Raw genomic sequence first — 12,157 nt, 5'->3', positions numbered from 1 at the left:
GTGTCTACGAATCAAAACATTACGGTGAAGGGTGCACGCGCTCATAACCTGAAAAATATAGATATTACGATTCCTCGTGACAAGCTCGTGGTTCTGACAGGACTGTCAGGATCGGGGAAATCCTCGCTTGCTTTCGATACCATTTATGCCGAGGGGCAGCGACGCTATGTCGAGTCCCTCTCGGCCTACGCGAGGCAGTTCCTTGGGCAGATGGATAAGCCGGATGTTGACTCCATTGAGGGCCTTTCTCCCGCCATTTCCATCGACCAGAAAACAACGAGCAGAAACCCCCGTTCCACAGTAGGAACGGTCACAGAGATTTACGATTATTTACGGCTTCTGTTTGCCAGGATTGGGCGGCCGGTCTGTCCGAATCATGGCATTGAAATTACCTCTCAGACCATTGAACAGATGGTTGACCGCATTCTCGAATATCCTGAACGCACCAAGCTTCAAATTTTGGCTCCGGTCGTTTCCGGTCGAAAAGGAGAGCATGTCAAAATTCTTGAGGATATCAAGAAGCAGGGCTATGTTCGTGTACGAGTGGACGGAGAGCTTTTGGATGTCAGCGAAGACATTAAGCTTGAGAAGAATAAGAAGCATTCCATCGATGTGGTTGTCGACCGGATTGTAGTGAAGGAAGGAATCGCCACCCGACTGGCGGACTCGCTTGAGACGGCATTGAATTTGGCAGGCGGAACGGTAACGGTGGATGTCATGGGAGAAGAAGAGCTTTTGTTCTCTCAAAACCATGCGTGTCCGTATTGCGGATTCTCCATTGGGGAACTTGAGCCAAGGTTATTCTCCTTCAACAGCCCATTCGGAGCCTGCCCATCATGCGACGGACTCGGAATGAAACTGGAGGTCGATCCGGAACTCGTCATTCCGGACTGGGACCTGACGCTAAATGAAAATGCCATTGCACCATGGACGCCTGTAAGTTCACAATATTATCCGCAGCTTCTGAAAAGCGTGTGCACTCACTTTGGCATCGATATGGATGTTCGCGTAAAGGATCTGCCAAAAGATCAGCTTGATAAAATTTTATATGGCGGCGATACGGAGCGAATCCGGTTCCGCTATAAAAATGATTTCGGGCAGGTTAAAACGAGCGATATCTACTTTGAAGGAGTACTTGCGAACGTAGAACGCCGTTACAAAGAGACAGGTTCGGATTACATCCGTGAGCAGATGGAAGGCTACATGGGCCAAAAAGCATGTCCGACCTGCAAAGGATACCGTTTGAAAAAAGAGGCGCGGGCTGTGTTAATTAATGGTCAGCATATTGGTGAAGCGACAGCGCTGTCCGTGACCGAAGCCAAGGAATTTTTCGAGAACCTCGATCTTACCAACAAAGAACGCGCGATCGCCCGTCTTATTCTTCGTGAGATCGTTGACCGGATCGGATTCCTCGTTAACGTCGGCCTTGATTATCTGTCCTTGAACCGCGCGGCAGGAACATTGTCCGGTGGAGAGGCACAGCGAATCCGTCTGGCCACACAGGTAGGTTCAAGGCTGATGGGTGTGTTGTATATTCTCGATGAACCGTCCATCGGACTTCATCAGCGGGACAATGACCGGCTGATCCGTACGCTTGAAGAAATGAGAAGCCTCGGAAATACGCTGATCGTTGTCGAACATGATGAGGACACCATGCTGGCGGCCGATTATATTATCGATATTGGCCCTGGAGCAGGTGCCCATGGTGGAACGATTACGGCACAGGGCTCGCCGAATGAAATTATGGATGATCCAAATTCCCTGACCGGGCAATATCTGTCAGGCAAACGGTTTATTCCGCTGCCGTCCCAAAGAAGGAAGCCGGACGGAAGGAACATTGAAATTGTGGGAGCTACCGAAAATAACCTTAAAAACGTAAAAGTGAAAATTCCATTGGGGCTCTTTACCGGAGTAACCGGTGTTTCCGGTTCAGGAAAAAGTACGCTCGTCAATGAAATTCTTCATAAGGCATTGGCCCAGAAGCTTCATAAAGCGAAAGTAAAACCGGGGCAGCATAAGGAAATCAAAGGGCTGGAGCATATTGACAAGGTTATTGATATCGACCAGTCCCCGATCGGACGAACTCCTCGTTCCAATCCGGCAACCTATACCGGTGTGTTCGATGACATCCGCGATGTATTTGCCTCTTCCAACGAAGCAAAGGTTCGCGGCTACAAAAAGGGCCGGTTCAGCTTCAATGTAAAAGGCGGCCGCTGTGAAGCATGCCGCGGGGATGGGATCATTAAAATTGAGATGCATTTCCTACCGGACGTGTATGTGCCATGTGAAGTGTGCCATGGAAAACGCTATAACCGTGAAACGCTGGAAGTGAAATACAAAGGAAAAAATATTGCGGATATCCTGGATATGACAGTGGAAGAAGGGGTTGAATTCTTCGCCAACATTCCAAAGATCAACCGCAAGCTGTCCACCATCCTTGATGTCGGATTAGGATACATCAAGCTGGGCCAGTCTGCGACTACCCTTTCCGGAGGAGAAGCACAGCGGGTGAAGCTTGCTTCCCAGCTTCATAAGCGTTCAACGGGTAAAACGATCTATATCCTTGATGAACCGACAACAGGACTGCACGTTGATGACATTTCACGTTTGCTCAAGGTGCTTCAGCGCCTTGTGGATAACGGAGATTCCGTCGTCGTGATCGAGCATAATCTGGATGTTATCAAACAATGTGACTACTTGATTGACCTCGGACCGGAAGGCGGAGATAAAGGCGGTACCCTCGTGGGTGCAGGAACGCCCGAAAAGCTTGCCGAGGTTGCCGAATCTCATACCGGCCGTTATTTGGCGCCGATTTTAAAACGTGATAAAAAGCGAATGGAAACATTGCTGAAACAAAAAGAATCAGTAACAAAATAATTTGAGGCAAAAAGAAGAGCCTGCGAGAAAATCCTCGCAGAGCTCTTCTATTTTTTTAGAAATAGTAATAGCTTGTATATAAGAAAGTTGATCAAAAGGACGATCAAACTGCCGACCAGGGCAGCCAGAATCCGTTCACCAGCAGAATAGCCGGCTCCTGTGTCGGAAAACGCACTGTATACAATTCCTGCCACCATAAGCACGGTTAAAAAAATCGTAAAAAATTTAATTCCTTTTTCAGTTGAAAACATGTTATCCTCCATTAAGATTTCCCTTTCTAGTTGGGGAGCCAGTTACCCATAAAAACTGTGGGAAGGCAAAAACAAATATCCTCTTCTAAGATAGCTTATAATAAGGGGAAAAAACAAATACTCACCTTATTTTTAAAAGGATGTCTTTTTATTTGGTAGAATTACAAAGGGTAATCCTTTTCATTGCAGCAGTAAACCAGGAGGAAATGCAGCATGAGCACAAATTTAAATCGTATTTTGTCATCTCTATGTTATTTCAGCATGTTTTTTGCCCCGTTTTTATTTCCAGTCGTCATTTATTTAGCTGTGCAGGATCAAGAGGTCATGAGACATGCGAAGCGGTCCTTTCTCTCGCACCTTTTTCCCGTCATCGCTATTCCTTTAAGCATCATTATTGTGGCCGAAACCGAATTCAGCATCACATCCATTGTGGTGTGCGCCATTCTGTTTGGACTGAGTTCACTCGTAATTATGGCATGGAATATTGTTCAGGGAATAAAAACCTTAAAAGCATAAATGGTAGTGCGGTATCCACCGACCGGAACAGAAAAGAACCCTGCATCCAGAAACAGCCGGCGCCGGTTTTTAAACTTTGAAGGAGGCGTCAAGTTATATGGAAGAGCGAAAAATGATTTTAAACATGCTTAACGAAGGCAAGATATCAGTGGAGGAAGCTGAAAAATTATTGCTTGCGGTTAATCATAAAAAAACGTTTGCGCTGCCTTCGGGGACATTGGGCAAAAAAAATAAAGACCATAAAAAGGTGCCTTCCCAAGGGTTTAAAGTAGGGAAGTTCTTGAACCGGGTGGTTAAGCGGATTAAGACCGCAGACTTTGACCTGAATTTTGGTCCTCATGAGGATGTCCATTATATTTTTGAAGACCGGCATGTTATGTTTGAGGACATTGATATAGAAATTTATAATGGTTCTATCACCCTTGTACCGTGGGAACGAAATGATGTTCAAATTGAATGCGAAGCTGAAGTGTATAAAATTCCGGAAGGGACAGCAGCAAAAACGAAATTTCGCAATGAAACCTTCTATGACTGCGATGCCACACGGCTTCGTTTCTATGCGAGAAATAAACATCAAAAAGTGAATGCAGTCGTTTCTATTCCAAAAAAACAATATCACGAAATCAAGTGCGTGACATTCAACGGCGGAATCAAAACGAGTGATTGTCAGAGCCGCCACCTGGAACTGAAATCTACCATAGGGTCTCTGTTCGTCAACCGATGCGGCGGCGATAAATTAAAAGCGGAAGCTTCCAATGGGAGCATTACGCTGAAGGAAAGCAATTGGAAGGAACTCGTTGCAGAAACAATGAATGGCCCCGTCCGGCTGAACGGAAAGTCCGAGCAAATCCGGATTGAGACCATCAACGGATCCATTTATTACCGTTTAGACACACCGGCATCAGGGTATGCATCTTTAAAAACAGTGACGGGTAAAATAGAAGCAGAATTACCGGAATCTCTTGAAGTGGAGGCAAGTCTGAAAACCTATGTTGGCGGACTTGTCAGCGACTTTGACGGTATGGAAGTGTTGGAACAAAAAAAGGAAGTTACGAAGAAGTTTCTCCGTTTTATTGCAAATAAGGGAAGTGAACCGGCCTACCGGATGGAAGCCGAGGCGAAGACAGGCTCCATTGCTGTACTCAAGGCAAAACAGGAAGGCTGATTATTCCGAAAGAAAGTGAAGTGCAGTAAATGTTTATGAATTGGATCATCTCTCTGCTTGTTAACACCGTCGTACTTATGGTGGTAGCCGGCTATTATGAACCGTTTAAATTGGAGGGGGCAGGGGCAGCCCTGCTGGCCAGTATTATCCTCTCCATTTTCAACCTCTTCATCAAGCCCGTTTTGGTTTTATTGACACTTCCTGTAACGGTTTTGTCTTTCGGGCTATTTCTGATTGTTATTAATGCGGTTCTTTTAATGCTTACGGCTGAAGTCATGGGATCGAGCTTTGAAATTGACGGGTTTGGCGCTGCTTTTCTGGCAGCGATTATCATTTCAATATTGAATTTGCTGATCCAAAACTTCATTATTGAACCGATGCAAAAAAGGAAGCGTTCCAGCTAGGGGCGCTTTTTTTAGAAGATAGAATACGTTCCTGTTGTAAAAAGGAGGGGAAACATGGAGTCACAAAGGCTGATCTATCGAGCATACACCAAAGAGGACGATGAATTCTATGCTTCCATGTGGGGACAGCCGGATATTGTCCGGTACATAGGCAAGGGACTAACCAAAACGAAAAAGGAAGCGGTCCGCAGTTTGGAGAACTGGATTCTTCCAGGGTATAAAAACGGGATGGGGCTGTTTGTCATCATTCTGAAAGAAACCGGGGAGCCCATTGGACATGCCGGCCTCGTTCCCCAGGTCGTGGAAGGACGAAAAGAAACAGAGATTGGCTATTGGCTTAAAAAGCCATTCTGGGGAAAAGGATTTGCTTCTGAAGCTGCCGGTTTTTTTATGTCCTACGGCAAAGCTGAGCTTCATCAAAGCAGACTCATCTCATTGATTCATCCTAAAAATGCAGCCTCCATTGCGGTGGCGAAAAAGCTGGGCATGGTCTATGAAAAAACAGTATTCTTTAATGGAAGCCGCACGCGTGTTTATGCAACCGGCCAGCCGCAAACCCTATGGGAGGCATTAACTTGCGATTAAGCCCGTAAATTGTGTTTTGTTTCCGTATTGCTGATAGTGTTACAATAAAAAGGAATGCAAGAACTATAGGAGGATACCATGGCAAAAGTACATACAAAAGAGTTGATTGATAAGTTTCAGCTTGAACTGGTCAGCGGGGAAGAAGGCGTTCACCGAACCATCACCACCAGCGATATTTCCCGGCCGGGTCTGGAGATGGCTGGATATTTTACATATTATCCGGCAGAGCGCCTTCAGCTTTTGGGTAAAACGGAACTGACCTTTATCAGTGAGCTGCCGCAGCCGATTCGAAGAGAGCGGATGGAGCAGCTGTGCACGGATGAAACACCGGGAATTATCATCTCTCGTGAAATGGAGGTCCCGAAAGAACTTCTGATTGCTTCACACGGGACAGGCGTTCCGATTATGCGCACAAAAATGACAACGACCCGGCTGTCGAGCAGGCTGACCAACTACCTCGAAAGCAGGCTGGCGCCAATGACCGCTGTCCATGGTGTTCTTGTTGATATATATGGAATCGGTGTCCTGATTAAAGGGGACAGCGGGGTAGGAAAAAGTGAGACGGCACTGGAACTTGTCAAACGGGGCCATCGTCTGGTGGCCGATGATTCGGTCGAAATCCGTCAGGAAGACGAAGAAACACTGGTCGGCAGTGCACCTGAGCTGATTCAGCATCTGCTCGAGATCCGGGGACTGGGAATCATTAATGTGATGACCTTGTTCGGGGCCGGAGCCATCCGCAACTACAAGAAGATTTCCCTCATTATTCATCTTGAAACCTGGGACTCTAAAAAGGTTTACGACCGGCTCGGGCTGGAAGAAGAAACGATGAAAATTCTGGAAACAGAAGTTCCGATCTTAACGGTTCCTGTCCGCCCCGGACGAAACCTTGCTGTTATTATAGAAGTGGCTGCCATGAACTTCCGCTTGAAGCGAATGGGGATGAATGCGGCCAAACAATTTAATGACCGATTAACTGACGCTATTGCTTCAGGCGACGATATCGAATTGTAATACATTAGAATAAGAAAGCAAAAGGAAGTGGAACCGTGGATTCAAGTATTCAACCAATCGACCGCGTTGCCTTTGAGCTGGGGCCGATTACTGTGTATTGGTATGGTGTAATTATTGGTTTAGGCGCCCTGCTGGGACTGTGGATTGCCGTTAGAGAGTCGGAAAAACGAGGGCTCGGGAAAGATACATTTGTGGATGTTGTCATGTGGGCGGTTCCGATCGCAATCATTTGCGCAAGAATTTACTATGTGTTGTTTGAATGGGATTTCTACAGCAAGCATCCTGGAAAGATCATTGCCATTTGGGAAGGCGGAATAGCTATTCATGGAGCACTTATCGGTTCGTTTTTAACCGCGTATATCTTTTCAAGGGTCCGCGGCATTTCCTTTTGGAAGCTCGCCGATATTGCGGCTCCGAGTATTATTCTCGGACAGGGAATCGGACGCTGGGGCAATTTTATGAACCAGGAAGCCCACGGGCGTGAGGTCAGCCGCAGCTTTTTGGAAAATACACTTCATCTGCCCGATTTTATTGTGAACCAAATGTACATAAATGGCGTCTATTACCATCCTACGTTTTTGTACGAATCGCTATGGGATCTTGCCGGGTTTGTCATCCTGATGCTGCTGAGGCGGGTCAACCTGAAAAGGGGAGAACTCTTCTTCAGTTATGTCATCTGGTATTCCATCGGCCGTTATTTCGTGGAAGGCATGCGTACGGACAGCTTGATGCTCACTTCGAACCTTCGGATTGCACAGGTCATCTCGCTCGTTTTAATTGCCCTATCCATCATTCTCATTGTGTATCGCCGCAAAACGGGATTGGCAGAGAAGCGCTATCTCGAAGGATAACAAGAAAGGAATCTGACACATTATGAAAATCAATACCGCACTTTTTGATTTGGATGGGACACTGATCAACACGAACGAGCTGATTATCGCATCCTATCTTCATACGCTTGATAAATTCTTTCCTGAACAATACAACCGGGAACATATCATCCCTCTCATGGGGATGCCATTGACCGAAACGATGGAGCATTTTGACAAAAACCAGGTGAAGGAACTGATCGAAACCTATAAGGAACATAATCTATCACATCATGAAGAACTGGTGACCGAATTTGAAGGCGTGATCGAAACGATTGAAACCCTTCACAAGAATGGATATAAATTGGGGATTGTCACGACTAAAATGAGGAATTCTGTTAATCTGGGACTGAAGATTGTCGGACTGGACAAGTACTTTGAAACCATTGTAACGCTCGATGATGTGGAACGCGCCAAGCCTGATGCCGAACCGGTGGAAAAAGCGCTTGCGCTGCTAAATGCCAAACCGGAGGAAGCCATCATGGTCGGTGACAGCAAATACGATATTCTGGCCGGAAAAAATGCCCGTACAAAAACAGCCGGTGTTTCGTGGACCATACGGGGAAGGGAATACCTTGAGGAGTTCTCTCCCGACTACATGCTCGATCATATGACAGATCTGCTTACGATATTAGGAGAGAGATAACGTGAGAAAAACGGAACGGTATCTTGTCCAAGGCAAAAATTCGCTCTATCAAATTTACGCTACCGTTCCATTTTGGAAGGTGGCAAAGAATTTTATGGCCATCCAAATCGCACGCTATACTCCTTTTCTTCCGGTGAAAAACTGGATGTACAGAACTTTTCTGGGTATGAAGGTGGGAGAAGACACGGCTGTTGCTCTGATGGTGATGATGGATATCATGTTCCCGGAACGGATCACCATTGGGAGAAATTCCGTTATTGGTTACAATACGACCATTCTTGCTCATGAATACCTCATTTCCGAGTATCGTCTCGGAGATGTGCACATTGGGGATGAAGTCATGATCGGAGCGAACAGCACCATTTTGCCTGGTGTCTCCATTGGGGATGGAGCGATCGTGTCGGCTGGAACGCTTGTGCACAAGGATGTACCTGCGGGCGCTTTTGTCGGAGGAAATCCGATGCAGATGATTTATACGAGTGAAGAGCGTGAAGGACGTGAACGGGAAAAAAGTTGAATTTTGTCGTGCTTTCGCCTATTGGGTTTTCTGTACGTTAGGAGTATACTTAAAGCAAGACAACTCGGTAAGCAGGAGGGAAGTAACTTGAACCGGAAATCTTTTTCTATTTTTTTTGTCAGAGATACATTCAAAGTAGGGCATTTAATGGATGAGTGCAACGTGAGCCAGCATCCTGCAGCCCAGGCGAGCAACAATACAGAACATCTTGCGACAAGGGATGCTTACCGTTTCCGTGCAGCAGTTTCCAAGCTAAAAGGAAGCTCGTTTGTGAAGCATTATGAACTTCACGACGATAAAGCCAGCGTGTATTATTTTGGCGATTATACATCCTATCGAAAGTTGGTTCCTCAGACTTCTCTTACAAAAGAAGATTACCTGCATTATCTGGGTTCGGAGGAAGCTGTCTGTCAGCTCCTTCTGGATTCTACCGTTTACTTGCTAAAAGAACTCCATTTCCTTAATCATATTACGATCGAAATTCCTAACCATGGAAAAAAGTACACCGTCAGTGTTTCTCGCACTGAACTTAATGAGCACCTGAATTGTGAGCTTTCGGACATGAAAGATGGGCACCACCATCGCTTTTATCTGCTCTGCCGCGAGTATGAGGTAAAGAACTTTGCCGCCCATTTTGTTAAAAAGAAACGCATTCGCAGAAAACAATAGTAGATTATAACTAAACTCAAGCTTTCTCTTTTTTGAGGCGTTGGGTTAAACATCGGAACCCAGCTGACTCATGGTAGGCGGCTGGGTTTTTTGTTTTTTAAGGAGCTATTCCATTAAGGATTCCATCATCTCCTGGTTCAATGGGCCGATGTGTTGCTGAACGATTTTGCCTTGGGGACTGATGACAAACGTAGTCGGAAGCGTCACCACATGAAATCTTTTACTCACTTCACCTGTTTCGTCGAGCAGAATGGGAAACGTCAGCTTGTGTTTATTGGTAAAGGCGCGGGCGGCCTGTACAGAATCTTCAGAAGTGAGATGTACCGATAGGATTTCGATCGGTCTCCGGCTGTTTTCTTTATAAAAGCGCTCGATTTCTGGCATTTCTGCCTGGCAGGGAGGGCACCAGCTTGCCCAAAAATTTAAAAATACGGTTTTACCTTTAACCTGCGACAGAGTCACCTTCCGGCCATCCAATGTTTTCAGCACGAAATCAGGAGGAACATTTCCTCGTTTAAGGCCGGTGGTTGAAACGGCCTCCGCTTTACCTTTTGTTTCGTCACTCTTTAGCCAAAAGAAGGATGTACTGCTCAAACCCAGCATCAAGACCAACGCAGCATAGGTTGGAAGAAGACGCCCCTTTTTCCTGGTTAAAAAGATGGCCAGTATACCTGAAACTATCAGGCAAAAAAGAGAAGAAACTACATCTTTTGCGAGAAAGGCTTGAAAACCTCCATACAGGAGTAAAAAGGAAAATCCCACCAGACAGAGAATATGTAAAAAGGCGGAAAGCGAAAGAGAAGATCGAGAAAGCTGAATGAATACATACAAAAGGGCTGAGGCTGCACCAATCAGGATACCCGGTTTGCCCCCGGAAAAATAGAGCAGATAGACGGGATGTTTGATAGTCAGGACTGGGTGCAGCAGAAAATAGCTTATTTTCCATACGAAAATCAGTAACAGGACTGCATTCCACGTGAGGTGCCATTCCTCCAGTTGTGCTTGGGTTATTCTTTGCTTTAGATAAATAGTACCAAAGGCGGCCAGAAAGGAAATCAGCAAACAGCCAGTTTGTACATCCAAATGCAGGGCTCCCCATTGAATATAGTCTTTCAAAATCAGTCTCCTCCTTCTCTGCGTACGTCTAGTATTACCATATACGCAATAAAGGACAAGTATGTTATCACATTTGGTAAGGAGGAAAGCCAGTGGGCGTTGTAGAAGATAAAATTCGTGAAAAGTTTAAATGTGTAAAGTGCGGCCATGGCCGGTGCAAAACAAAAGAGCTTGCGATGACTGGATCGGGGCTCAGCAAGCTGCTGGATCTCCAGCATAATCATTTTTTATTTGTTTCATGTGAGAACTGCGGGTATGTTGAAGTGTACAATCCATCCATTCTGGAAGGAAAGAAAGGACAGCTTGGAACCATTCTGGATCTTTTCTTTGGATAAAAAAAGCTTCAGCACAAAGAGGGCATGTGCTGAAGCTTTTTCTTTTTGTCTTGTTACAGCAGATAGAATCCCACACCCATGATCATATAGGCAGCAAGCAGGGTCAGTCCTTCAAACCAGTTGGTGTCACCGTCATTTGTCAGGGAAATGGTCAGAAAGACGGCCAGCACCATGGATACCAGTTCGGGCATCGAAAATACAAGGGACATTTGCTTTTCGAAAAATACCGAAACCAGAACCAGTACTGGTGCAACAAACATAGCAATCTGAAGGGTGGAACCAACGGCAATCTCGACCGTGATGCCCACTTTGTTTTTATAGGCCATCATCACGGCAGAGGCATGCTCTGCCGCATTACCCACGATAGCAACAATGATGATCCCAATAAAGATTTCACTCCAGCCGAGCGTCTCGCCTACCTCTTCAAAGGTATGGACAAGGTTCTCGGATATGTACGCAACAGCCAGTGTGGCAAGGCCCAGCACAAGGATGGATTTTGACTTGGTCCATTCCGCCGTTTCTTGCTCCTCATTTTCTCCTTTTTCTTCGTCATAGGCATAAACTCCGCGATGTGTGACGAGTTTAAAGTATAGAGCAGCGAGATAGAGAACGATCATAATGGCAGAAACCCAGATACTGAGAGTAAATGATTCCTGATCATTTAGTGTCATGGAGAAGACTTCAGGGAATACAAAAGCGACGACGATAGCAAAGATCATCAGACCTGCATTGTGCTGGGCATCATGAACATTGAACCTCTGACGCTTGAACTTGAGTCCGCCAATAAAGAAGGATAACCCTCCAACCAGTAAGAGATTTCCCAATACAGAACCGGTCAGGGAAGCGAGCACTACAGGAACCAGGCCGGCTTTTAAGGCGAAAATGGAAATAATCAGTTCAACTGCGTTTCCAAAGGTAGCATTAAGCAGTCCGCCAATCCGCGGTCCAACCACGATCGCCAAACTTTCCGTTGCCCTCCCCATATAAGAGGCCAGGGCTATAATCGTGACACAATAAAGAACGAACGAGATTACGGCCGGCCAGTGGAGCAAGGCCGCTGCCACAGACAAAGGAACACCGGCTAAAATGAGTATAAAAAATATTCGATTGATCACAGAGTAAGCTCCTTTATCATAATTTTTTAATGATCTTGTAGCATTATTCCCTCTTTTTATCTTCTGTAACGTATTTTA

At 45.8% G+C, this 12,157-nt stretch carries 14 protein-coding genes; 11 read left to right on the top strand and 3 right to left on the bottom strand.

Annotated features, from left to right (window positions below; translation table 11 throughout):
* Window positions 1-2,877: an excinuclease ABC subunit UvrA gene (uvrA, locus tag QNH15_RS21320; RefSeq protein WP_425590572.1), complete on the top strand. Its 2,877-nt coding sequence runs from the start codon at window positions 1-3 to the stop codon at window positions 2,875-2,877.
* Between the two features lie 47 nt (window positions 2,878-2,924).
* Here uvrA and QNH15_RS21315 read toward each other — a convergent pair whose 3' ends face one another.
* Complete coding sequence (locus tag QNH15_RS21315; RefSeq protein WP_283890361.1) at window positions 2,925-3,128, bottom strand: TMEM199/VMA12 family protein; 204 nt, start codon at window positions 3,126-3,128, stop codon at window positions 2,925-2,927.
* 213 nt (window positions 3,129-3,341) lie between these two features.
* Here QNH15_RS21315 and QNH15_RS21310 point away from each other — a divergent pair, with 213 nt between their 5' ends.
* The 9 genes from QNH15_RS21310 (at window position 3,342) to QNH15_RS21270 (ending at window position 9,513) form a co-directional block, all read left to right on the top strand.
* Complete coding sequence (locus QNH15_RS21310) at window positions 3,342-3,644, top strand: hypothetical protein (protein ID WP_283890359.1); 303 nt, start codon at window positions 3,342-3,344, stop codon at window positions 3,642-3,644.
* A gap of 97 nt (window positions 3,645-3,741) precedes the next feature.
* Window positions 3,742-4,809, top strand: coding sequence for a DUF4097 family beta strand repeat-containing protein (locus QNH15_RS21305; protein ID WP_283890357.1), 1,068 nt, complete (start codon window positions 3,742-3,744; stop codon window positions 4,807-4,809).
* Between the two features lie 29 nt (window positions 4,810-4,838).
* A complete protein-coding gene (locus QNH15_RS21300) occupies window positions 4,839-5,213 on the top strand; it encodes a phage holin family protein (RefSeq protein WP_061971970.1) in 375 nt (124 codons plus the stop codon).
* A 54-nt stretch (window positions 5,214-5,267) separates the two neighbouring features.
* Window positions 5,268-5,798 carry a GNAT family N-acetyltransferase gene (locus QNH15_RS21295; RefSeq protein WP_283890355.1) on the top strand — a complete coding sequence of 177 codons (531 nt, stop codon included), beginning with the start codon at window positions 5,268-5,270 and terminating at the stop codon, window positions 5,796-5,798.
* A gap of 78 nt (window positions 5,799-5,876) precedes the next feature.
* On the top strand, window positions 5,877-6,812 hold the full coding sequence (gene hprK, locus QNH15_RS21290) for an HPr(Ser) kinase/phosphatase (RefSeq protein WP_283890354.1): 936 nt from the start codon (window positions 5,877-5,879) through the stop codon (window positions 6,810-6,812).
* A gap of 35 nt (window positions 6,813-6,847) precedes the next feature.
* Window positions 6,848-7,663, top strand: coding sequence for a prolipoprotein diacylglyceryl transferase (gene lgt / locus QNH15_RS21285; protein ID WP_283890353.1), 816 nt, complete (start codon window positions 6,848-6,850; stop codon window positions 7,661-7,663).
* Between the two features lie 22 nt (window positions 7,664-7,685).
* Window positions 7,686-8,327: a pyrophosphatase PpaX gene (gene ppaX / locus QNH15_RS21280; protein WP_283890352.1), complete on the top strand. Its 642-nt coding sequence runs from the start codon at window positions 7,686-7,688 to the stop codon at window positions 8,325-8,327.
* A 1-nt stretch (window position 8,328) separates the two neighbouring features.
* Window positions 8,329-8,844 carry an acyltransferase gene (locus QNH15_RS21275; RefSeq protein WP_283890351.1) on the top strand — a complete coding sequence of 172 codons (516 nt, stop codon included), beginning with the start codon at window positions 8,329-8,331 and terminating at the stop codon, window positions 8,842-8,844.
* Window positions 8,845-8,931: 87 nt separating this feature from the next.
* Window positions 8,932-9,513 carry a hypothetical protein gene (locus tag QNH15_RS21270; RefSeq protein ID WP_283890350.1) on the top strand — a complete coding sequence of 194 codons (582 nt, stop codon included), beginning with the start codon at window positions 8,932-8,934 and terminating at the stop codon, window positions 9,511-9,513.
* A gap of 105 nt (window positions 9,514-9,618) precedes the next feature.
* Here the strand turns inward: QNH15_RS21270 and QNH15_RS21265 are convergent, their stop codons facing one another.
* On the bottom strand, window positions 9,619-10,629 hold the full coding sequence (locus QNH15_RS21265) for a peroxiredoxin family protein (protein WP_283890349.1): 1,011 nt from the start codon (window positions 10,627-10,629) through the stop codon (window positions 9,619-9,621).
* Between the two features lie 92 nt (window positions 10,630-10,721).
* Between QNH15_RS21265 and QNH15_RS21260 the strand changes: the two genes are divergently transcribed.
* Window positions 10,722-10,964, top strand: a complete 243-nt coding sequence (locus QNH15_RS21260) for a zinc ribbon domain-containing protein (RefSeq protein ID WP_425590373.1) — start codon at window positions 10,722-10,724, stop codon at window positions 10,962-10,964.
* 53 nt (window positions 10,965-11,017) lie between these two features.
* On the opposite strand, the gene cax is transcribed toward QNH15_RS21260, so the two are convergent.
* Complete coding sequence (gene cax, locus QNH15_RS21255; RefSeq protein WP_283895690.1) at window positions 11,018-12,076, bottom strand: calcium/proton exchanger; 1,059 nt, start codon at window positions 12,074-12,076, stop codon at window positions 11,018-11,020.
* Window positions 12,077-12,157 lie beyond the last annotated feature (81 nt).

The organism is Fictibacillus enclensis (assembly GCF_030123385.1).
In the GTDB taxonomy this organism is placed as follows: Bacteria; Bacillota; Bacilli; order Bacillales; family Fictibacillaceae; genus Fictibacillus_C; species Fictibacillus_C enclensis.
This window is presented reverse-complemented; position numbering and strand designations above follow the sequence as displayed.

Coding starts and splice junctions, on each gene's coding strand:
- QNH15_RS21315 (WP_283890361.1), bottom strand. CDS start 3,128: ATGTTTTCAACTGAAAAAGGAATTAAATTTTTTACGATTTTTTTAACC.
- QNH15_RS21310 (WP_283890359.1), top strand. CDS start 3,342: ATGAGCACAAATTTAAATCGTATTTTGTCATCTCTATGTTATTTCAGC.
- QNH15_RS21305 (WP_283890357.1), top strand. CDS start 3,742: ATGGAAGAGCGAAAAATGATTTTAAACATGCTTAACGAAGGCAAGATA.
- QNH15_RS21300 (WP_061971970.1), top strand. CDS start 4,839: ATGTTTATGAATTGGATCATCTCTCTGCTTGTTAACACCGTCGTACTT.
- QNH15_RS21295 (WP_283890355.1), top strand. CDS start 5,268: ATGGAGTCACAAAGGCTGATCTATCGAGCATACACCAAAGAGGACGAT.
- hprK (WP_283890354.1), top strand. CDS start 5,877: ATGGCAAAAGTACATACAAAAGAGTTGATTGATAAGTTTCAGCTTGAA.
- ppaX (WP_283890352.1), top strand. CDS start 7,686: ATGAAAATCAATACCGCACTTTTTGATTTGGATGGGACACTGATCAAC.